A 21,286-nucleotide genomic window follows, 5' to 3' on the forward strand; every position below is an offset into this window, starting at 1 on the left:
ACCTGTGGGAGCGCACCCTGTGCGCGACTCACGAACCCTCAGGCTTCACACCAACGCCAACACATCGCCCAACAACGCCTGCGCCGTCACCTCTGGTCCCGCACCCGGTCCCTGGATCACCAGCGGCTGCGAGTTGTAGCGCGTGGTGCTGAGTGCAAACTGATTGTCGGTGCCGTACAGGCGTGTGGCCGGATGGTTTGCCGGCACTTCGACCAGACCGACGCGCGCACGGCCACGCTGGTTGAGGCGGGCGAGGAAGCGCAATGCACCGCCGCGCGCTTTTGCTTCGGCGTAGCGCGCAGCAAGCGGTTCGTCGAGTTCCTCCAGGCGCGACAGAAAGCTTTCGACGTCGAGCTGTCGCAGGCTTTCCGGCACCAGGCTTTCCACTTCTACTTCATCCGGACGCAACGCAAAACCCGCACAGCGCGCGAGGATCAGCAGCTTGCGCGCCACGTCTTCACCCGAAAGATCGCTGCGCGGATCGGGCTCGGTATAGCCCAGTTCACGCGCTCGGCGCAGCAGCGCGGAGAACGGCTGGCTGCCGTCGTACTGGTTGAACAGATACGACAGCGAACCGGAGAACACGCCTTCCAGGGTAAGCAATGCATCGCCGCAATGACGCAGGCGACGCAAGGTCGAGATCACTGGCAAGCCCGCGCCGACGGTGGCCGAATCGCCATAACGCCCGCCCTGCGCGAGCGCCGCCTGCAACGCGCGCCATCCCGGCAGATCGCCACCAGCGAGGGACTTGTTCGCCGTCACCACGTGATACCCACGCGCCAGCCACTCGGCATGGCGCGAGGCGAGCGTGCCGCAGGCGGTGGCGTCGATGATCACCTTGACCGCCGYAGCGTTCGTCTCCAGCGCTTCGAGCAACACCGCGTCATTGCGCACGTCGCCGTGGGTCTTGAGCTTTTCGCGCAAGGCACGGTCCGCGAGCTGCTCCACCTGTGTCTGCTGGCGTCGCGAATTGGCCGCACCCACCAGCCTGATCGATGCCGCCGCCGGCGTGTTGAGCAACTTCAGGAAGGCGCCACCGACCACGCCGGTGCCAAGCAGCACGGCGGCGATGGCGGGAGACACCTGCGCTTTCGATGCCTGCAGCGGCTCGATCAGCACCGCACTCATGCGATCACCCGACGTTTGGCATGGCTCACCGCTTCGGCGCGGAGCAATGCAGCATCCAGATCGCGCAACAGATCGTCGCCATCTTCAATGCCCACCGACAGGCGCAGGAGCGTGTCAGCGATGCCGGCGGCGCGACGGGCTTCCGGCGCCATCGAGGCATGCGTCATCGAAGCGGGATGCGCCACCAGGCTTTCCACGCCACCGAGCGACTCGGCCAGCGAGTAGTAGTGCAAGCCTTCGACGAAGGCTGCCACCTGCTCCTCGCCGCCCTCGAGTTCAAAGCTGAGCATGGCGCCAAAGCCCTGTTGCTGGCGCGCGGCGAGCGCGTGGCCGACATGGTTCGGCAGGCCCGGGTAATACGTCTTGCGCACGGCCGCATGGCCGTCCAGACGTTCGGCGATGCGCACTGCGTTTTCCTGATGCTGGCGCAAACGCACGTTCAAGGTACGCAGGCCGCGCAACGTGAGGAAGCTGTCGAACGGCGCGCCGGTCAGACCATTGCAGTTGCCCCACCACTTCAGCTGCTCGGCAACGGCGGCATCGCGTGCCACCACCGCGCCGCCCACTACATCGCTATGGCCGTTGATGTACTTGGTGGTGGAATGCACCACCACATCGGCGCCCAGGGTCAGTGGTTGCTGCAGGGCCGGCGAGAGGAAGGTGTTGTCGACCACCACCAGCGCGCCCACGGCATGCGCCGCCTGCGCCACGTGGCGGATATCGGTGATGCGCAGCAGCGGGTTCGACGGCGTCTCCACCCACACCAGCGACGGTTTCGCAGCCAGGCCTTCGGCGAGAGAGTGTGCATTGGTGAGATCGACGAAACGGACCTGGAAGCGGCCCTTCCTGGCCCAGGCATCCAGCAGTCGCCAGGTGCCGCCGTAGCAATCGTGTGCAGCGAGCACCAGGGAACCGGCAGGCACCAGTTCCAGCGCCAGCGCCACGGCTGCCATGCCGCTGGCCGTCACCACCGCACCCACACCCTGCTCCAGCTCGGCCAGGGCCTCCGCCAGCAAGTCGCGGGTCGGGTTGMCGCTGCGCGAGTAGTCATACGCACGCTTCTTGCCGAAGCCTTCGAACGCATAGTTGGTCGACAGATGCAGCGGCGGCACCACCGCGCCGTGCTGGGTGTCTGATTCGATGCCGGCGCGCACGGCGCGGGTGAACAGGCTGGGGGTGTCGCTCATGGTGAATCTCCGTGCGTGATGCGTTTTGAATTCGGGTCAACAACCGGCCAGCGCGTCGCGCAGCAGCGGCGCGAGGCGGTCGGTTTCCTTGAGGAAGGCGTCGTGGCCGTAGGGCGACTCGACCACTTCGAGCGTGGCCGGGCCATGCAGGCGGCGCTGCAGCTCGCACAGGTCGGCCAGCGGCACCAGGCGATCGGACGGGAAGCCGATCAGGGTCGCCGGCGCGGCCACCCGCTCGGGCGTCACGTCATGCAGGTCGATGGACTCGGACAGGGCCAGGAAGCGCTCGACATCAAAGCGCTCGACAAAGCGGCGGCCGGCGTGCTCGAGATAGTCCTCGACCGGAAAATGGAAACGGCCGTCGCGATACTCCGGCGCGGCATTGAAGCGCCGTGCGAATTCCTCGCTGCCGCGATAGGTGGTCATGGCCAGCTGGCGCGCCAGCGACAAGGCCTCGTCGGACTGACCGCTGGCCAGCCCCAGCCGCACGATGCCGCGCTGGACCGAGCGCTGCGCCGTGGCGAGCGGGTGCGGACGATGAGCACCGGCCAGCAGCACCAGCCGACCCAGGGCATAGGGGTGACGCGCGGCGAAGGCCAGGGCCACCATGGCGCCGTAGGACGAACCGATGAAGGCGTGCACACGGCCAATGCCGAGCGACTCCACCAGGGCGGCGAGCACATCGGCCTGGTCCTCGCTGGACACGGCCTGCGCGCCATCGAGATCGGCCGGGGTGATCCAGTCGATGGAGAGCACGCGGTAGCGGCCCAGATCCAGCGGCTGGCCGGCGCCCACCTGGGACTGCCACCAGCCCGGCGGGGTCTCGCCGTCCAGCGCCACCACGTCACGCGTGGCGGAGATGCCGCCCTGCACGATTACGGTGGGCGCATCAGGCGCGCCGCACCACAGGTAGCTCACTTCCAGCTCGCACGGGGCGCTGCCGTACTTGGGCGTGATGACGATGCGACGGCTGCAGCGCTGGGTGGTCAGGTCCGGCCGCATGCCGCCAGCGACCGCGGCGGGAGCGGTGGCGACGGGCGGGATGGGTTGCGGCTGGCTGGACATGGGGCTCTTCTCCGGTCGGCATCGACCTGCGGACCGGAGAGGAGAGCAAGGCACGACCGGCACGGGGCGCGGTGGTGCTGGTTTGCCCTCATCTCGCGGCTTGCGCCCTAGGCGCTGCCGCAGGAATTGGCACCGTCGCGGAAAATTCCGCAGGTTGCCCCGGCTTCAAAGGGCCTGTCCCTCCGCCGGTCTCGATGAGTAAAGGGGAATCTAACGAGCCTGATCGGCTGTGTCAATAGACGTCTAAACGTCTATGCATCTAGCCATCGACATTTTTCGACGGATGTGACGGTTACAGCTGCAACCACATCAAGCCCGCGCCCGGCCTGCAAGGAGGCCGGGCGCGGTGATCATTACTGCTTCACCGCAACGAATGCCATGCTGCGATCGTGCAGTTTGTCGTCCATCAGGACCTTCATGGTCTTGCCGTCGGCCGACACGGTGGAGGTGAGTACGGTCACGACCTTCCCGTCGCGCTTGTCGGTTTCCACCATCGACATCTTGCCGGTCTGCTTCACGGTCACGCTGTTGATGCCCGGATCGCCCTTGTACGGCGCTTCGGTCCCGTCCAGTTTCGCCTGATAGGACTGGCCCGTCGGCGCGCTCATGTGGAGCATGCCGCCCTCCTCCTTGAAGGTGATCTCGGTGGCGTTCTCCGACATGTTGGCGATATTGGCGGTGACCCATGAGCCCGATACCGCATGCGAGCCAGCCGGGCCCGCCGCCACTTGTTTCATCTCGCCATTGCCGGTGACCGGCGCACCGCTGCTGTTGCTGCTGTCGCTGAACTCGAAATGCGCGGTCTTGCCGTCGGGTGCCACGGTAATCGTCGTGGTGGCGACGACCTTGCCACCCTTCTTGTCGGTTTCCTTGATGGTGTGCGCATCCACCACCTGCACGGCCATCGAATCGAGATACGGATGCCCACTGACCGCATGATCCTGTCCGTCGGCCTTGATGCTCACCGCCGGCACGCAGGTCTTGCAATCGTACATGCCGTCCTTGAGCACGAAGACATCGGGCTTCTTGGGCATCTGCACCTTGCTCATGTCGACCTTCCAGGTGCCGTCGAACGGCCCATCGGCCATCGCGGCAACGGGAAACAGCAGAAGCAGGCACAGGCCTAGCGATACTGACTTGTTCATGGAGGTGACTCCCCGGAGTAAGGAATGGCCAGGCCATGCCCTAACCCCCAGGTGCCACGTCCTTGTCCTTCGGGCGCCAAGACCCAGCCCGATCAACCTACGCCGGGGGCAGCACCACAGCCACTGGCCGGAAGGGTTAGTTTTGACGGGTTTGCGGGCCTCTACGCGGGCTGCAACACTGCGCGCCTGACCTCTCTGCCCCTGGATCCCGATGTCACTCGCCGCCCATCTCGTTGTTGCCCTCGTCGCCCTGCTCCACGTGTGGTTCCTGGTGCTGGAGATGTTCCTGTGGACTCGCCCCGCCGGTCGCCGCGCCTTTGGGCTGAGCCAAGAGTTTGCCGAGCAGTCCAAAGTGCTGGCGGCGAACCAGGGCCTGTACAACGGCTTTCTGGCGGCCGGACTGGGCTGGGGCCTGTGGCTGGGCGACGCCGGGCGCCCGATCACGCTGTTCTTCCTGGGCTGCGTGCTGGTGGCCGGGATCTATGGCGGCTTCACCGCCAGCCGCAAGGTGCTGTGGATCCAGGCCCTGCCTGCCCTGATCGGCATCGTGCTGGTGGTGCTGTCCTGAGCGTTTGCGGAGGCGGGCCTGCATCGGACCCTCCTCTGTGCGATGCTTTTCTTCTTCCCCGCCAGCACCGGCCAGTCATGACTCTCGTGCCTCAGGAAGCGGTCGGCGACCGTTTCGACCCGCAACAGATGCAACATGCCCGCGAACGCACCTGGGCGGCGCTGCACGGCATCCGCGAGCGCATGCGTCCGGGCATTTCCGAGGATGAGGCGAAGGCCGAAGCCGCCGAGGTGTTCCGCGCGCTGGGCATGGAGCGGCTGTGGCATCCGGTGATCATCCGCATCGGCCGCAATACCACCAAGACTTATCGCGAGCGTTCCGAGCCGGTGCGCCTGGGCGAAAACGATATCTACTTCATCGATCTGGGCCTGGTGTTCGAAGGCCATGAAGGCGATGTGGGTGACACCTTCGTGGTGGGCAACGCGCCGGAGCTGCAGGCCTGCGCGGATGCCGCAAGAGAGCTGTTCCGCGTCACCGCCGATGCATGGCGGAGCCAAGGCCTCAGCGGCGAAGCCTTGTACGCGTTTGCCGAGCAGCAGGCTCAGGCCATGGGCTGGCGCCTCAACCATGAGATCAAGGGTCATCGCGTCAGCGACTTCCCTCATTCGGTGCACAAGGCGGGCGATCTGGGCGAATACGGCGAACCACCGTCCAGCGGGTTATGGATCCTTGAGATCCAGATCGCGCACCCGACCGAGCCCTACGGCGCGTTCTACGAGGACCTGCTGACCCGCGACTAGTCGCCGAACAAACCGTTATCGGTGCATCAGCTAGCATGCACTCACTCCCCGCCCGCCCCGAGTGCCCTGCATGTCCCCTGTTTCACCTCATCGAACGGCCGAGGCCGCTCGAACGTCGCATGCGGCTGCCTCCACGGATCGGCTCAAGTTCAACGGCGACAACACGTTCCAGCGCGAGTTGCGACGGCGTGTCGAGGCCCATTTCAAGCACAGCGGGCAAAAGCAGCGCGACGGCGCGGCCATCTATCTGAAGACGGCGATCATCCTGGCGAGCTTCGTCGCCACGTATGTGCTGCTGGTCTTTTTCGCGGCCACCTGGTGGCAGGGCGTGCTGTTCAGCGTCGCGCTCGGCGTGGCGACCGCGCAGATCGGCTTCAACATCATGCACGACGCCGGCCATCAGGCCTTCTCCGAGCATCGCCGCGTCAACAAGTGGATGGCCATGACGTTGGACCTGGTCGGCGGCAGCTCGTACGTGTGGCACTGGAAGCACGCGCATTTTCACCACACGAATACCAACATCGACGGCTACGACAGCGATATCAACCTCGGTGCATTGGCGCGCTTCGCGCCGCAGCAGAAGCACTATTGGCATCATCGCTGGCAGCACATCTATCTGTGGATGTTGTACGGCCTGACGGTGGTGAGCTGGCATCTGCATGACGATTTTCGCGACGTGATCACCGGCACCATCGGCAAGCGCCGCTTTCCGCGCCCCAAAGGCAAGGATCTGGCGGTCTTCGTCATCGGCAAGCTGGTGTTCTTCACGCTGGCCCTGGGCTTGCCGCTGATCTTCCATTCGGTGAGCGCCGTGCTGCTTTGCTATGGCCTGGTCGCCGTGGTGGCGGGTCTGCAGCTGGCCCTGGTGTTCCAGCTCGCGCATGCGGTGGAAGAGGCCGCGTTTCCACAGCCCAGCGAACCGGGCCACATGAACACGCCGTGGGCGATCCATCAGCTGCAAACCACGGCGAATTTCTCGCGCAACAACCGGCTGGTCACCTGGCTGGTCGGCGGCCTGAACTTCCAGATCGAACACCACCTGTTTCCGCGCATCTGCCACGTGCACTACCCGGCCATCTCGCGGGTGGTCGAAGCGACCTGCCGCGAGTACGGCGTGCCCTATCACGCCAACGCCTCGTTTGGCGCGGGCCTCGCCTCGCATTACCGCTGGCTCAAGCGCATGGGCCAGCCGGATGCCCTCGCAGCGCCGGTGGCGCTGGAACCCCTCCCGCAAAACTGAACAGCACGCCCAGCGGGCGCGCCGGAAGCCTGGCGTAGCCGGGACGGCGAGGCGCCAGGCCCGGCTGGCCGGCCGTTCCACGCTATCATTGGCGGCTAGCCTTCCTGCCGACCCGCCTCCATGTCTGCCCATCTCGCCGAAACCCGCCGCCGCCGTACCTTCGCCATCGTCAGCCATCCTGACGCGGGCAAGACCACGCTGACCGAAAAGCTGCTGCTGTTCGGCGGTGCGATCCAGATGGCCGGCTCGGTGAAGGGCCGCAAGGCTGCCCGCCAYGCCACCTCCGACTGGATGGMGCTGGAAAAGSAGCGCGGCATTTCGGTGACCTCGTCGGTGATGCAGTTTCCGTACGAAGGCCGCATCGTCAACCTGCTCGACACCCCGGGCCACGCGGACTTCTCCGAAGACACCTACCGCGTGCTAACCGCGGTGGACTCGGCGCTGATGGTGATCGACTGCGCCAAGGGCGTGGAAGAACGCACCATCAAGCTGATGGAGGTGTGCCGCCTGCGCGACACGCCCATCATGACCTTCATCAACAAGCTCGACCGCGAAGGCCGCTCGCCGATCGAACTGCTGGACGAAGTGGAATCCGTGCTGGGCATCGCCTGCGCGCCGCTCACCTGGCCGATCGGCATGGGCAAGCGCCTCAAGGGCGTGTACCACCTGCTGCTCGATGAAGTGCACGTGTTCGAGCAGGGCAAGAACTTTACGCGCCAGGACTCGACCATCTTCAAGGGCCTGGATGCACCCGGCCTCGAGGCGATGATCGGCGCCGAAGCGCTGGCCGAACTGCGCGACGAGCTGGAACTGGTGCAAGGCGCCTCGCATCCGTTCGATATCGAGCAGTACCTCGCCGGCAAGCTCACGCCGGTGTTCTTCGGTTCGGCGGTGAACAATTTCGGCGTGCAGCTACTGCTGGATTTCTTCGTCGAGCACGCACCGTCGCCGCGTTCGCGCGCTACGCTGTCGCGCGAAGTGAGGCCCGAAGAGGAAGCCCTCACCGGTTTCGTGTTCAAGATCCAGGCCAATATGGATCCCGCGCATCGCGACCGCATCGCCTTCATGCGCGTGTGCTCGGGCACCTATAGCGCCGGCATGAAGATGATGCAGACGCGCACCGGCAAGGACGTGCGCATCGCCAACGCGCTCACCTTCATGGCCAGCGACCGCGAAATCGTCGAGAGCGCCTATCCCGGCGATGTGATCGGCCTGCACAACCACGGCACCATCGGCATCGGCGATACCTTCACGGAAGGTGAGATGGTGAGCTTCACCGGCATTCCCAACTTCGCACCGGAACTGTTCCGCCGCGCGCGCCTGCGCGATCCGCTGAAGATGAAGGCGCTGCAGAAGGGCCTGGCGCAGCTGTCCGAAGAAGGCGCCACGCAGTTCTTCCGTCCGCTGATGAGCAACGACCTGATCCTGGGCGCGGTCGGCGTGCTGCAGTTCGACGTGGTGGCTTATCGCCTGAAAGACGAATACGGCGTGGACGCCAGCTTCGAGCAGGTCACCGTCGCCACCGCGCGCTGGATCCACTGCGACGACGCCAAGAAGCTCGAGGAATTCCGCGAGAAGAACGCCAACAACCTGGCCATCGATGCGGCCGGCGAACTGGTCTATCTCGCGCCGTCGCGAGTGAACCTGCAGTTGGTGCAAGAGCGCTCGCCCGGCGTGCGTTTCTCAGCGACGCGCGAGCACGCGACCTCGCTGGATCTGTAAGCCGGATGGGCGGCCCCGGCAACGGCCGGGGCCTGCTACCCTCCCCTTCATTCTCAGGGGAATCCATCCATGCCAGCAGGACAGCTCGCCTTCACCACGCCCGCCACCGCCACGCCGTGGCAACGCTGGATGGTGTTCTCGCCGATGGGCCGCATCTTCTTTTTCGGCGCATTGTGCTTTGTGCTGTTCAAGCTCGTTTCCGTGAGCGTTGCAGCCATGGGCCTGGTCGGCCCTGGCGTGTCGCCGTTGTCGCGCGCCGTCGGCATTCTGGCGATGGAGCTGATTTCATCGCTCGTGGCGTATGCCGTGCTGGTGAAGGCCATCGAACGCCGCCCCCTGCGAGAACTTGCGGTGCGCGACATGTTCACGCTCGGCCTCGCCGGACTGCTGGCTGGCGCCTTGCTGATCAGCCTTGTCGTGTTCGTGCTTTGGCTCGCCGGCAGCTATCACGTCACCGGCACGAACCCGGACGTGGACTGGCTGCCGGCCGTACTGCTGACGGGCATTGGCGCCGGCGTGTTTGAGGAAATCGTCGCGCGCGGCATCCTCTTCCGCACGCTCGAAGAAGGCCTCGGCACCTGGTGGGCGCTGGCCATCTCGGCGGTGTTCTTCGGCGCGGCCCATATCTTCAATCCCGGTGCCACGCTGTGGAGCTCGCTCGCCATCGCGATCGAGGCCGGCATTTTGCTGGCCCTGCTCTATCACGTGACGCGCTCGCTGTGGCCGTGCATCGGACTGCATGCGGCATGGAATGTGATGCAGGGCACGGTCTACGGCATACCGGTTTCGGGCACGGCCGCCCACGGCTGGCTGGTGTCCAACTGCACCGGGCCGGACTGGTTGAGCGGCGGCGTGTTCGGTGCTGAGGCTTCGGTCGTCGCGCTGATCGTCTGCTCGTCCTGCTCGGCCCTGTTGCTGATTGTGGCCGTGCGTCGCGGCAGCATCGTGCCGCCGTCGTGGCGTCGTACCTCCAGCAAGTCCTGAGGCCAGCTATCGTCTTCACAAATCTGCGGATACCCTGAAGGGAACCGCCCCGGCCTGGCAGGACTGCCAGGCCTTGCCCATTGTGAAGACGTATGGCCGCCCCGAAAAACCGCTATTCCTGGCTGGCCCACCAGCCGATGCAGCAGAAAATCCTGGTCGCGATCGGCACCCTCGTGTTGCTGTTCGTGATCTGCAGCGTCGTCAGCTTGCAGTCGTTGTCGCGGCAGGACGTCAGTACGCACTGGTCGCGGCACACCTACGACGTGCGCGCCAAGATCGACGACGTGACCGAACAACTGCAGGCCAGCCAGATGGCGCTGCGCGGTTTCCTGCTCAACCCGCAAGGCTCTGAGCTGGCGGCGCACCAGCAGGCCGACGCGGCGCTCGCCCGGGACCTGAGCGAGCTGCGCACCCTGACGAGCGACAACCCGCTGCAGCAAGGCCGCATCGACCGTATCGAATCGATGGCGGACCAATGGCAGAAGGACGCACTGGCCAACGGCATCGAGCCGATGCAGGCGATCCGTGCCAACGACGCCACCGAAGCGGCGATGGAACGCGTGCGTGTGCAGACCAGCTACCTCGCGCACCGCACCGTCTTCGTGGCCGACATCCTCGGCGTACTCAAGCAGATGGACGATACCGAGGCCGCCCTGCTGGACCAGCGCGAAGCCACGCAACAGCGCGACGTGAGGGAAGTACGCGCCGTTACCTGGATCACCATGCTGCTCAGCCTGCTGCTCGGCGGCTCGGTGGTGTACATGACGTTCCGCCTGATCACGCGCCCGATTCGCCGCATGACGGATCTGATGACGCGTCTGGCCAGCCACGATCACAGCGTGGAAATACGCCAGCTGGAACGTCGCGACGAAATCGGCGAGATCGCCCGGGCCCTGCAGGTGTTCAAGCAGATGGCGATCGAAACCGCGGCGCAGACCTGGGTGAAGACGCAGGTTTCGCAGATCGCCAGCGACCTGCAGAAAGTGGAGACCGAACGCGACTTCGCCGAGCAGCTCACTGGCACGCTGGGACCGCTGCTCGAATGCGGCGTGGGCGTGTTCTATCGTTTTGACGAGCAGGATCAGCGATTGCGCCTGCAGGGCAGCTACGGCTACCAGCAGCGTCGCCACCTGAGCACCGAATACGCGCTGGGTGAAGGACTGGTCGGCCAGAGCGCGCTGGAACGCAAGCCGATCACGCTGCAGGACGTGCCCGACGATTACGTGCGCATCCATTCCGGCAGCGGGGAGGCGTCGCCGAACACCATCAGCGTGCTGCCGCTGATCCTGCGGGACAAACTGCTCGGTGTGCTGGAACTGGCCAGCTTTCACCATTTCAGCGAACCCCAGCAGCGCCTCTTGAACGAACTGCTGCCGATTGCGTCGCTGTCGCTGGAGAACCTGGGCCGCGCCATTCGCACGCAGGACTTGCTCAAGCGCACCAGCGAGCAGGCCGACGAGCTGCGCGCTTCGGAGGAAACGCTGCGCCGCCAACAGCAGGATCTTCAGGTCACCAACGAAGAACTCAACGCCAAGACCCACGAGCTGCAGGAGCAATCCCAGCGCCTGCTCGCGTCGGAAGAAGAACTGCGCGTGCAAACGGAAGAACTTCAGGCATCCAACGAAGAACTGCGCCAGAAGACCGACACGCTCAACCAGCAGAAACACGTGCTGGAAACCTTGCAGCGCGAAACGCAGGAGAAGGCAGAGGAACTGGCCCGCGCCAGCCAGTACAAATCCGAATTCCTCGCCAACATGTCGCACGAGTTGCGCACGCCGCTCAACAGCCTGCTGATTCTGTCGCGCAGTCTTGCCGACAACCGCGAGGGCAACCTTGATGGGGAGCAGGTCGAATCGGCGCGCATCATCCACGACTCGGGCAGCAACCTGCTGCGCCTGATCAACGACATCCTCGATCTGTCCAAGGTCGAGGCCGGCAAGATGGACGTCGTACTGGACGATTTCCCGCTGGCCGACCTTGAACGCGCGCTCAAGCGCACCTTCAACCATGTGGCGCAGGACAAGCAGATCGACTTCATCGTGAAGATCGATGCTGGTCTGCCGACCACGCTACGCACGGACGCGACCAAGCTCGAGCAGATCGCCAACAACCTTATCGGCAATGCCTTCAAGTTCACCCACCAGGGTTCGGTCACGGCGCATATCGGGCGCCCCTCGGCGGCCATCAGCCTGCCGCCGGGCATGCAGGGCAAGGATGTGATCGCCATCGCCGTGACCGACACCGGGATCGGTATTCCGCCGGATAAAGCGCAGAAGATTTTCCAGGCGTTCGAACAGGTCGACGCCAGCACCAGCCGTCAGTACGGCGGCACCGGCCTGGGCCTGACCATTTCCAAGCGCATCGCCGAACTGCTCGATGGCGACATCGTGCTGCACAGCGAGGTCGGGCACGGCAGCACCTTCACGATCTTGCTGCCGCTGGAAGGGCCCTCCGGCGTCCCCATCACGGCACCCTCCAGCAGCGTGGCAGCGCCCAGCCCAATCCGACCCACGATGACTCAGGCGCTGCTGCCGGAAACCATCGAAGACGATCGCGCCAGCGTGATGCCGGGCGACACTGCCATCCTCATCATCGAGGACGATCCGGTGTTCGCGCGCATCCTCGCCGACATGGTCCGTCGTAAGGGCTATCGCGTGCTGGCCGCCGCCGATGGCGAATCGGGCCTGCAACTGGCGGCAAAGCACAGCCCCACCGGCATCCTGCTCGACGTGATGCTGCCGGGCATGGACGGCTGGACGGTGATCGAGCGCCTGAAGGAAAACACCGCCACGCGGCACGTCCCCGTTCATTTCATTTCCGCGGTGGACGAAGCCAACCGCGGCCGCGACCTGGGCGCCGTGGGCTTTCTCACCAAGCCGGTCAGCCGCGAGGCGATCGGCGAGGCCTTCGATCGCCTGCTGCATTTTGCCGAAGGCCACATGCGCCACCTGCTGATCGTCGACGACGACGCCGATTCTCGCGCGGCCATGCGCACTCTGTTGCGCAACGACGACGTCAGCATCGAGGAGGCCGGCAGCGCCGAAGAAGCGCTCGAGCGCATGCGCGACACCACCTACGACTGCATCGTGCTGGATCTGGGCCTGCCGGGCATTTCGGGCATCGAGTTTCTCGAGCAGCTCTCCGCCGCGGGCAGCATTCCGCCGGTTGTGGTCTATTCCGGCCGCGAGCTGAGTCGGGAAGAGAGCCTGAAGCTGCGCCAATACACCGACAGCATCGTGATCAAAGGCGCACGGTCGCCGGAGCGCCTGCTGGATGAAGTGAGCCTGTTCCTGCACAGCATCCAGGGTGGCCGCGCGCGACAGGCCGCTGTTGGCGCCAAAGCGAGGGCAGCTTCGCCCTCGCCCGCGCTGACCGATGCGAACGAGTTGATCCACCGCAAGGTGCTGCTGGTGGATGACGACATGCGTAACTTGTTCGCGCTGTCCAAGGTGCTGCGTGGCTGGGGMATGCATGTGACGATGGCGCAGGATGGCCTGAAGGCACTCAAGGCCCTGACCGACAACAGCGACATCGAGCTGGTGCTGATGGACGTGATGATGCCGGTGATGGACGGCTACGACACCATCCGCGAGATCCGTGCGCAGCCGCAGCTGGCCAAATTGCCGATCATCGCGCTGACGGCCAAGGCGATGCGCGGCGATCGGGAGAAATGCCTTGAAGCGGGCGCCAACGATTACCTGTCCAAGCCGATCGACATCGACAAGCTGTCCTCGATGATGCACGTGTGGCTGCATCGATGAGCAAGCGGGCCGAAAAGGCGAAAGTGGTCGACACGGCACTCGAAGATATCGAGATCGAGCTGTTCGTGCGCGCGCTCAAGCTGCGTCACGGCTACGACTTCACCCAGTACGCGCCGGCCTCGCTGAAGCGGCGCGTGCTGCAGCTGGCCCATGCGCAGCACGCCGATACGGTGAGCGCGCTGACCACCCGCGTGCTGCACGAGAAGGATTTCCTGCCCGCTGTGCTCGAAGGACTGTCGGTGCCGGTATCGGAGATGTTCCGCGACCCGGATGTCTTCCTCGCGCTGCGCGAACAGGTGTTTCCCGTGCTTGCCAGCTATCCGCAGATCAACATCTGGCAGGCTGGCTGCGCGCATGGACAGGAGGTCTACTCACTGGCCATCCTGCTCGAGGAAGCCGGCCTGTACGACCGCACACAGATCTATGCCACAGACTTCAACGAGGCCGCGCTCAGGCACGCGCAGGAAGGCATTTACCCGTCGCGCGAGGCACAGCTTTGGTCGCGCAACTATCTCGCCGCGGGCGGCAGTCACACGCTGGCYGACTATTACAGCGCACGCTACGAGCTGATCAAGCTCGACCAGCGCCTGCGCCGCAACGTGACCTTCGCCAACCACAACCTGGTTACCGACGAAGTGTTCTGCGAAGCGCATCTGGTGCTGTGTCGCAACGTGCTGATCTACTTTTCGGACTCGCTGCAGGACAGGACGCTGGCGCTGTTCCGCGACAGCCTGGTGCGCGGCGGCTTCCTCTGCCTGGGCACGCGCGAAAGCCTGGATTTCGCGCCTTCAGCCGCCGACTTCACGCCGGTGGATGCCGCACGCCGCATCTATCGCCTCGGCTCGCGCGGCACGGGCAAGGAATGACATGGCCATGCCGCAGGCCATTGTGATCGGTTGTTCGGCGGGCGGTCTCACCGCGCTGGAGCAGCTGTTCGCAGGGATCGATCCGGCCCTGCCCCAACCGATTGCCGTGTGCTGCCACACCGGTTCGGCCACGGTGGATCTGTTGTGTGAATTGTTGGCCAAGCACGCCACGCTGCCGGTGGAGGAGGCGCGCGAGCGCGCGCCCATGCGCGGCGGCGTGATCCATGTGGCGCCAAGCGGCTATCACTTGCTGGTCGAAGCAAGTCGACGTTTTTCGTTGTCGGTGGATCAGCGCGTGAGCTTTGCCCGCCCATCCATCGACGTGCTGTTTGAATCAGCTGCCGAGGCGTATCGCGAGTCGCTGATCGGCATCGTGCTTACCGGCGCCAACAGCGATGGCGCCGATGGACTGCTGCATGTACGGCAGGCCGGGGGGATTGCCGTCGTGCAGGATCCGGCCGATGCCGACGTTGCGACCATGCCCGCCGCCGCGCTCGAACGCGCCGGCGCGGACCATTGCCTTCCACTGGCGGCGATCGCGCCGCTGCTCAACCGTCTATGCCTGCCATGAACCTGCCAGCCCCAAAGATCCTCGTCGTCGACGATACCCCCGCCAACCTCGTCGCCATGCGCCACCTGCTTGCCGACAGCGGCGCACAGCTGTACGAGGCCGACAACGGCAACGCAGCGCTCGCGTTGTGCCTGGACCATGAGTTCGCGCTGATCCTGCTCGACGTGAACATGCCGGAGATGGACGGCTTTGAGGTGGCCTTCCTGATCGGCGAGGATGAACGTCTGCGCGAGACGCCGATCATCTTCGTCACGGCGGCCTATGCCGACGACATCAATCGCGTGCGCGGCTATCACTTTGGCGCGGTGGATTACATCGCCAAGCCGATCAACGACATGATCCTGCAGTCCAAGGTGCGCGTTTTCCTCGAGCTGTACCGCGCGCGAGCGGCGCTTAAGTCGACGCTGGCCGAACTGGAGGAGCGCAACGAGCAGCTCAACACGGAAATTTCAGAACGCCGGCGCATCGAAGCGCAGATCCGCCACCAGGCCACCCACGACACACTCACCGGCCTGCCCAATCGCACGCTGTTCCACGACCGCCTGCTCACCGCCATGCAACGCGTACCGCGGCACGGGCCCTGCTTCGCATTGGCCATGCTCGACATTGATGGCTTCAAGGGCGTCAACGACAACCACGGCCACCCGGCGGGCGATGCCCTGCTGAAAGCCATTGCGGAACGACTCAGCGATCAGGTGCGCAGCAACGACACGGTCGCGCGCCTCGGAGGCGATGAGTTTGCGTTGATCCTGGAAGACGTGGCTGACGTGGATTTGCTCATGCGCCGCTGCCAGGACATCGGCAACGCGCTCGCCGCTCCCTACCCGCTTGAGGGGCGCCACGGCCCGTTCAACGCGCAGGTCAGCGCAAGTATTGGCGTGACCCTGTGGAAGGGCGACGGACAGGCCGACGAGGATCTGATCCAGTCCGCCGATCGCGCGCTCTATCAGGCCAAGGACAGCGGCAAGAATTGCTGCGTGATGTCGCCTTGATTCACGACTTGCGCGGCGACACCCACATGTCGATGCGCGCGCGGAAGACTTCGTCGCCCGCTTCGTTGCGCACGCTTACCAGCGCCGGCCACGCATAACCGCTGGTCGCCTCGCGCGCCGGCGATTCCGGCCTGGCCTGCGCCACCAGGGTGCCCGTGGCCTTGGCCAGGTATTCCACCGTCATGCCCTTGGGAATCCAGCGCATGCTCGACGGGATGGTCACGTCGGTCATCATGCCCGCGGTGAGTTCGGCGGCATTGCATAGGGCAATCGCGTGCACGGTGCCGATATGGTTGTGCACGCGGCGGCGATCGCGGATCGCCACTTCGCAGAGCCCCGGTTCCAGTGCGCGGAACTGAGGAGCGATCGTGGCGAAGTAAGGCGCCTTCAAACAGATCAGGCGGCCATAGAGCCAGCGGCCACCGGGCAGTGTGACCAACCGACGATACAGCGACAGTGCCTGGTTCATGCCAAACCTCCCTCGCGGGCAACGCGGCGGCGCTGCCCTTTCGTGTGTCGATGGATTGCCGCCATGCTTGCGTGAACAGGCATGGCGGCCGGCAACGTCAGGCCGCGTCGGCCAGCTTCTTGTTGCGGTCGGCGCGCGTCACCGCGGCACGGAGTTCGGACGGATCGAAGTCGTCTACCGAAATGAACTCGAACACGCCCTCGCGCACGCGCTTGAGCAGTTCGAATTCGGCGGCATTGATCACGCCCGCCTGCATCGCTTCGACCAGCTGCCCCACGAAGTCGTGCGACTTGAACTGGCCGGCCTTCTGCGCCTTGCCGAACTTGCGTTCCACCGGCTCGGCCGCGATCACGTCGGGCAGCAGTGCGTTCATCCGGCCGATGGTGTTGTTGGCGGTCGGCGTGAGATAGGTCCACTCGATCAGGCGATCACGCGCCTCGCCCGGCGCCGTGATGATGGCGGCGACGCGGCGGCCCAGGCGATCGGACGGCGGCACTTCGCGGCGTCCCCATGGGAACACCAGCGCACGCAGCAGCCAGGACACCGGGCGCACCGGGAAGTTGCGGATGGCGCCGTCGAGCGAGGTCTGGATGCGCCACATGCACTCGTGGAACGCCCATGCCAACAGCGGACGATCGGCTTCCGGACGGCCAGTGTCCTCATAACGCTTGAGCATGGCGCTGGCGATGTAGAGATAGCTCAACACGTCACCCAGGCGGGCGGACAGCTTTTCCTTGAACTTCAACTTGCCGCCCAGCACGCCCATGAAGGTATCGGCACACAGCGCGAGCGCCGCCGAGTAACGGTTGAGCTTGCGGTAGTAGCGACGCACATAGGCGTCGCCCGCGGTGTCGCCGATGCGCGATCCGGTGAGGCCCAGCGTAAGCGAACGCACGGCGTTGGAGATGCCGAAACCGATATGACCGAACAACGCGCGATCGAACGCCTTGAGGCGATCGCCGTAGTCCGGAATCGACAGCGCCTGCATTTCCTTCAACACATAAGGATGGCAGCGGATGGCGCCCTGACCGAAGATCATCAGGCTGCGCGTCATGATGTTGGCGCCTTCCACCGTGATCGCGATGGGCACGCCCTGCCAGGCGCGGCCGGCGTAGTTCTTCGGACCCAGCTGCACGGCCTTGCCGCCGTGCACGTCCATCGCATCACCGGCGATGATGCGGCCCCACTCGGTGGCGTGGTACTTGGCGATCGCCGACGGCACCGCCGGCTTCTCGCCGCGATCCACTGCGGCTGCGGTGGCACGCGACAAAGCGGCCGTCGCGTATGTCAGGCCACCGATGCGGGCGAGTGCTTCTTCCACGCCTTCGAAGCGTGCAATCGAAAGACCGAACTGCTTGCGCATGCGCGCATAGGCACCCGTCGCAGCAACGGCAGCGCGCACGCCGCCGGTGGCATTGGACGGCAGCGAAATGGCACGACCCACCGAGAGACATTCCACCAGCATCCGCCAGCCATGGCCGGCCATATGCGGGCCGCCGATCAGCACCGACATCGGCACGAACACGTCCTTGCCGTGCAGCGGACCATTCTGGAACGGCACGTTGAGGGGGAAGTGACGGCGACCGATTTCCAGGCCCGGCGTGGAACGCGGCAGCAACGCCAGCGTGATGCCGAGGTCTTCCTTGTCGCCCAGCAGTTTCTCCGGGTCGTACAGACGGAAGGCCAGACCCACTACCGTGGCGATCGGCGCCAGCGTGATGTAGCGCTTGTCGAAGGTGAGCTTCATGCCCAGCGTTTCGACCCCATCCACCACCTGCTTGCAGACCACACCGAAGTCGGTGATCGAGGTGGCATCGGAACCGGCATACGGGCCGGTGAGCGCGAAACACGGAATTTCTTCGCCCACCGCGAGGCGCGGCAGGTAGTGGTTCTTCTGCTCGTCGCTGCCGTAGTGCAGCAGCAGTTCCGCCGGGCCCAGCGAATTGGGCACGGCCACCGTCGATGCCACCGTGGCCGACATAGTCGCGAGCTTCTGCAGCACCGCCGAGTGCGCCAGCGCCGAGAAGCCCAGGCCGCCATACGACTTGGGAATGATCATGCCGAAGAACTTGTGCTTCTTGATGAAGGCCCAGACTTCCGGCGGCAGGTCGGCCAGCTCGTGGGTGATCTGCCAGTCGTCGATCATGCCGCAGAGTTCTTCCACGGGACCGTCGAGATAGGCCTGTTCTTCCACGCTCAACTCCGGCTTGGGCTGCTTGAGCAGCTCATGCCAGTCGGGCTTGCCCGAGAACAGCTCGCCTTCGAAACCGACCGTGCCTGCTTCAAGCGCCGTCTGTTCGGTTTCGGAAAGCTTGGGCGTGACCTTGGCGAACATCTTCAGCAGCGGCGCGCTGATCTGCTTGCGGCGGAAACCGTCCATCAGCAGCGGCACGGCGATCGCCAGTTCGATCACCACCAGGACGAAAGTCGTCCACGGCGCGCCGGCAACCAGGCCGACCACGACGGTCGTGATCACCGTGGCAATCGCCCACGTGCGCAGACTGCTGCGGTGGTAGGCACAGGCGCCAGTGGCAATCAGCGCCGCCAGCAAAGTCAGTATCACGGACATTCAAACACCTCGTTACGCATGACGTCTTGGTGGAACATGGATTCAGGCGGTGACCGCATCGCTGCGATCGGTAGAAGAAAGCTGGCCCACGAATCGTGCGATCTCGCGGGTGAATGCGTCGTTGGCGTCGCCGGCGACCATGTGTGTGGCGCGCGGCAGCTCCACATGCTCGGCATGCGGCACCAGCTGCAGGAATTCATCGACGGTGTCGCGCGAAACGACATCGCTGCGACCGCCCGACAACAACAACACCGGCACGCGCACCTTGGCCGCCGCCGACATCAGGCGCGGCTGGTAACGTTCGCTCTCGCTCACCAATCCGTTGAGCAGGGCCGGATCCCAATGCCAGCGCAGGCGACCGTCGTCGCCTTCGCGCAGCAGGGGGCGCAGTTGATCTTCGGTTTTGCGCTCGGCGCGATGCGGCATGTACCTAGCGATTTCGTCCGCCGCCTGCGCATAGTTTTCGAAGCCGTCGGGATGGGCCTGCATGAAGGCCAGGATGCGTTCCACGCCCTTGGTTTCCCAACGCGGCGTGATGTCGACCAGCACGAGTGCGCGAAACGCCTCCGGATCAATCTCGCCGGCGATCACCAACCCGAGCAGGCCGCCCATCGACGCGCCGACCAGGATCGGCTTGCTCAGCTCGGCGTGCGCCAGCAGGCGCAGGTCGCCGATGAATTGCTCCATGTGGTAATCGCCGCCCGCCACGTGGCCGCTCTCGCCATGGCCGCGCGCATCGAAGGTGACGCAGCGGAAGCCTTCGTCCGCCAGCGCTTCGGCAGTGGTGCACCACGCGCCGCGCGTCTGGCCGAAGCCGTGTGCGAAGAGCAGCGTGGGATGGCCGGTGGGCTGGCGAATATCGATAGCCAGCGTCAGGCCGTCGACGGCCGTGACGTAGTTACTGGATTTCTGGGTCGGGGTTGTCGATACCATACGCATGAGTATGGATTGCAACAAATGGCTGCGTCAATATGCGCTGCGGCAACGCGGAGTTTCCGTCGATTCAACGACTTGCCCGGACGCCAATTGCAAAGCGGCCCGCAGGGGCTACCATACGCGTATGAATGCAAGCGCCAAACCCGAACGCACCCGCCTGTCCGCCGAGGATTGGGAAGACGCCGCCCTCCGGCTGATCGCCGACCAAGGCGTTGGCGCACTCGCCGTCGAGGCGCTGGCACGCCAGCTGGGCGTCACCAAGGGCAGCTTCTACTGGCATTTCCGTACCCGCGAGGCGCTGCTGCAGGCGGCGCTGGAACGCTGGGAGCAATACGGCGAGAAAGAGGTGATCAGCCAGATCGAGGCCATGCCCGATCCCCGCGCGCGCCTGCCCGAATTGTTCCGCCGCGTGGCGCATGAAATCGCACCGCACCGCGTGTATGCCGCGTTGCTCAAGGCGCTGGATCACCCGCAGGTGGTGCCGGTGATGGCGCGCGTTTCGCAGCGCCGCATGGAATTCCTCACCACCATTTACAGCGAGGCCGGCCTGGTGCCGGAAGAAGCGCTCAATCGCGCCCGGCTGACTTATGCCGCCTATGTGGGCTTCCTCCAGCTCAACTTTACGCTGGGCCTGCCGCGCATCAGCCATGACGAGTTCGATGCGTACGTGGAGCACATGATCCGCACCCTCACGCCGGCCTGACCCTCGGCCAGGCACCATCGCTCGCACGAACGCCGCCCTCGGGCGGCGTTTTTTTATGTTGCCAACCACTGGTAGTCCAGCTGGCAAAGTGGTCTGCAGTTACACCTGTAACTATCGGGTCTGGCAGCGAATTAGGGGTGCGCCCAGTTGGCTTTTGCTGCGCCATGCCTTGCCATGCCAGTGCACGTAAGTTACCGTTTCTGTTCTTTTTTAGCTCAAGACCAGAGTGAGGAAACGATGTCGAGCAAGCTGGCAGCGCTGCAGCGCTGGGTTGATGAGGTCGCGGCGCTGACCCGTCCGGCAAAGATCCATTGGTGCGACGGCTCGGACTCCGAGTACCAGCAGCTGGTGCAGCACATGCTGGGCACCGGCGACTTGATCGAGTTGAACCAGGAGACCCATCCGGGCTGCTACCTGCATCGCTCGAGCCCCTCCGACGTGGCCCGCGTCGAGCACCTCACCTTTGTGTGCACCAAGGACGAGGTCGACGCCGGCCCGAACAATCACTGGATGGCCCCGGCCGATGCGCACGCCAAGATGGACGCGCTGTTCGACGGTTGCATGGAAGGCCGCACCATGTATGTGATTCCCTACTGCATGGGCCCGATTGAATCCCCGCTCGCCCGTTGCGGCGTTGAGA

Annotated in this window: 17 protein-coding genes, 1 pseudogene and 1 riboswitch; of the genes and pseudogenes, 11 read left to right on the plus strand and 7 right to left on the minus strand. The window is 64.9% G+C overall.

The window, feature by feature from the left end; all coding sequences use genetic code 11:
* Positions 1–45: 45 nt before the first annotated feature.
* The 4 genes from AC1DMG_RS09815 to AC1DMG_RS09830 all read right to left on the minus strand — a co-directional run bounded on the left by AC1DMG_RS09815 (position 46) and on the right by AC1DMG_RS09830 (position 4,525).
* Positions 46–1,128, minus strand: a complete 1,083-nt coding sequence (locus tag AC1DMG_RS09815) for a homoserine dehydrogenase family protein (RefSeq protein WP_477180470.1) — start codon at positions 1,126–1,128, stop codon at positions 46–48.
* The gene (metB, locus tag AC1DMG_RS09820) at positions 1,125–2,315 is read right to left on the minus strand and encodes a cystathionine gamma-synthase (protein ID WP_477180471.1); all 1,191 of its coding nucleotides are present in this window, start codon (positions 2,313–2,315) and stop codon (positions 1,125–1,127) included. Before metB ends, AC1DMG_RS09815 begins: the two co-directional genes overlap by 4 nt.
* A gap of 36 nt (positions 2,316–2,351) precedes the next feature.
* On the minus strand, positions 2,352–3,380 hold the full coding sequence (metX, locus tag AC1DMG_RS09825; protein WP_441604952.1) for a homoserine O-succinyltransferase MetX: 1,029 nt from the start codon (positions 3,378–3,380) through the stop codon (positions 2,352–2,354).
* Between the two features lie 85 nt (positions 3,381–3,465).
* A riboswitch (SAM riboswitch) is annotated at positions 3,466–3,581 on the minus strand.
* A 152-nt stretch (positions 3,582–3,733) separates the two neighbouring features.
* On the minus strand, positions 3,734–4,525 hold the full coding sequence (locus AC1DMG_RS09830) for a hypothetical protein (protein ID WP_441604953.1): 792 nt from the start codon (positions 4,523–4,525) through the stop codon (positions 3,734–3,736).
* 211 nt (positions 4,526–4,736) lie between these two features.
* Between AC1DMG_RS09830 and AC1DMG_RS09835 the strand changes: the two genes are divergently transcribed.
* The 9 genes from AC1DMG_RS09835 (at position 4,737) to AC1DMG_RS09875 (ending at position 15,969) form a co-directional block, all read left to right on the plus strand.
* The gene (locus AC1DMG_RS09835; RefSeq protein WP_441604954.1) at positions 4,737–5,093 is read left to right on the plus strand and encodes a DUF1304 domain-containing protein; all 357 of its coding nucleotides are present in this window, start codon (positions 4,737–4,739) and stop codon (positions 5,091–5,093) included.
* 77 nt (positions 5,094–5,170) lie between these two features.
* A complete protein-coding gene (locus tag AC1DMG_RS09840; protein ID WP_441604955.1) occupies positions 5,171–5,833 on the plus strand; it encodes a M24 family metallopeptidase in 663 nt (220 codons plus the stop codon).
* Positions 5,834–5,903: 70 nt separating this feature from the next.
* A complete protein-coding gene (locus AC1DMG_RS09845) occupies positions 5,904–7,073 on the plus strand; it encodes a fatty acid desaturase family protein (protein ID WP_441604956.1) in 1,170 nt (389 codons plus the stop codon).
* A gap of 120 nt (positions 7,074–7,193) precedes the next feature.
* Positions 7,194–8,795, plus strand: a complete 1,602-nt coding sequence (locus AC1DMG_RS09850; protein ID WP_477180472.1) for a peptide chain release factor 3 — start codon at positions 7,194–7,196, stop codon at positions 8,793–8,795.
* A gap of 69 nt (positions 8,796–8,864) precedes the next feature.
* Complete coding sequence (locus AC1DMG_RS09855; RefSeq protein WP_441604958.1) at positions 8,865–9,779, plus strand: CPBP family intramembrane glutamic endopeptidase; 915 nt, start codon at positions 8,865–8,867, stop codon at positions 9,777–9,779.
* A gap of 92 nt (positions 9,780–9,871) precedes the next feature.
* A complete protein-coding gene (locus AC1DMG_RS09860) occupies positions 9,872–13,540 on the plus strand; it encodes a response regulator (RefSeq protein WP_441604959.1) in 3,669 nt (1,222 codons plus the stop codon).
* Positions 13,537–14,406 carry a CheR family methyltransferase gene (locus AC1DMG_RS09865; protein ID WP_441604960.1) on the plus strand — a complete coding sequence of 290 codons (870 nt, stop codon included), beginning with the start codon at positions 13,537–13,539 and terminating at the stop codon, positions 14,404–14,406. Before AC1DMG_RS09860 ends, AC1DMG_RS09865 begins: the two co-directional genes overlap by 4 nt.
* A gap of 7 nt (positions 14,407–14,413) precedes the next feature.
* Positions 14,414–14,977 carry a chemotaxis protein CheB gene (locus AC1DMG_RS09870; protein ID WP_441604961.1) on the plus strand — a complete coding sequence of 188 codons (564 nt, stop codon included), beginning with the start codon at positions 14,414–14,416 and terminating at the stop codon, positions 14,975–14,977.
* A complete protein-coding gene (locus tag AC1DMG_RS09875) occupies positions 14,974–15,969 on the plus strand; it encodes a diguanylate cyclase domain-containing protein (protein ID WP_441604962.1) in 996 nt (331 codons plus the stop codon). Before AC1DMG_RS09870 ends, AC1DMG_RS09875 begins: the two co-directional genes overlap by 4 nt.
* 1 nt (position 15,970) lies before the next feature.
* On the opposite strand, the gene AC1DMG_RS09880 is transcribed toward AC1DMG_RS09875, so the two are convergent.
* The 3 genes from AC1DMG_RS09880 to AC1DMG_RS09890 all read right to left on the minus strand — a co-directional run bounded on the left by AC1DMG_RS09880 (position 15,971) and on the right by AC1DMG_RS09890 (position 19,940).
* Entirely contained in the window at positions 15,971–16,438 is a 468-nt protein-coding gene (locus tag AC1DMG_RS09880) for a hotdog fold domain-containing protein (RefSeq protein WP_441604963.1), read from the minus strand.
* 97 nt (positions 16,439–16,535) lie between these two features.
* On the minus strand, positions 16,536–19,007 hold the full coding sequence (locus tag AC1DMG_RS09885; protein WP_477178641.1) for an acyl-CoA dehydrogenase: 2,472 nt from the start codon (positions 19,005–19,007) through the stop codon (positions 16,536–16,538).
* 42 nt (positions 19,008–19,049) lie between these two features.
* Positions 19,050–19,940 (minus strand): alpha/beta fold hydrolase, encoded by an 891-nt coding sequence (locus AC1DMG_RS09890; protein WP_441604995.1) that lies wholly within the window; start codon positions 19,938–19,940, stop codon positions 19,050–19,052.
* 127 nt (positions 19,941–20,067) lie between these two features.
* Here AC1DMG_RS09890 and AC1DMG_RS09895 point away from each other — a divergent pair, with 127 nt between their 5' ends.
* Together AC1DMG_RS09895 and AC1DMG_RS09900 are read left to right on the plus strand one after the other, a co-directional pair.
* The gene (locus AC1DMG_RS09895; RefSeq protein WP_441604965.1) at positions 20,068–20,646 is read left to right on the plus strand and encodes a TetR/AcrR family transcriptional regulator; all 579 of its coding nucleotides are present in this window, start codon (positions 20,068–20,070) and stop codon (positions 20,644–20,646) included.
* A gap of 237 nt (positions 20,647–20,883) precedes the next feature.
* Positions 20,884–21,286 (plus strand): annotated as a pseudogene (locus tag AC1DMG_RS09900) (phosphoenolpyruvate carboxykinase (GTP)); the annotation flags it as partial.

The organism is Dyella sp. 01N36 (genome assembly GCF_056399745.1).

Excerpts from the sequence above, each read along its gene's own strand:
- AC1DMG_RS09870 (WP_441604961.1), top strand. The coding sequence starts at position 14,414 with ATGCCGCAGGCCATTGTGATCGGTTGTTCGGCGGGCGGTCTCACCGCG.
- AC1DMG_RS09840 (WP_441604955.1), top strand. The coding sequence starts at position 5,171 with ATGACTCTCGTGCCTCAGGAAGCGGTCGGCGACCGTTTCGACCCGCAA.
- AC1DMG_RS09875 (WP_441604962.1), top strand. The coding sequence starts at position 14,974 with ATGAACCTGCCAGCCCCAAAGATCCTCGTCGTCGACGATACCCCCGCC.
- AC1DMG_RS09895 (WP_441604965.1), top strand. The coding sequence starts at position 20,068 with ATGAATGCAAGCGCCAAACCCGAACGCACCCGCCTGTCCGCCGAGGAT.
- AC1DMG_RS09845 (WP_441604956.1), top strand. The coding sequence starts at position 5,904 with ATGTCCCCTGTTTCACCTCATCGAACGGCCGAGGCCGCTCGAACGTCG.
- AC1DMG_RS09880 (WP_441604963.1), bottom strand. The coding sequence starts at position 16,438 with ATGAACCAGGCACTGTCGCTGTATCGTCGGTTGGTCACACTGCCCGGT.
- AC1DMG_RS09885 (WP_477178641.1), bottom strand. The coding sequence starts at position 19,007 with ATGTCCGTGATACTGACTTTGCTGGCGGCGCTGATTGCCACTGGCGCC.
- AC1DMG_RS09830 (WP_441604953.1), bottom strand. The coding sequence starts at position 4,525 with ATGAACAAGTCAGTATCGCTAGGCCTGTGCCTGCTTCTGCTGTTTCCC.
- metX (WP_441604952.1), bottom strand. The coding sequence starts at position 3,380 with ATGTCCAGCCAGCCGCAACCCATCCCGCCCGTCGCCACCGCTCCCGCC.
- AC1DMG_RS09835 (WP_441604954.1), top strand. The coding sequence starts at position 4,737 with ATGTCACTCGCCGCCCATCTCGTTGTTGCCCTCGTCGCCCTGCTCCAC.
- AC1DMG_RS09855 (WP_441604958.1), top strand. The coding sequence starts at position 8,865 with ATGCCAGCAGGACAGCTCGCCTTCACCACGCCCGCCACCGCCACGCCG.
- AC1DMG_RS09890 (WP_441604995.1), bottom strand. The coding sequence starts at position 19,940 with ATGGTATCGACAACCCCGACCCAGAAATCCAGTAACTACGTCACGGCC.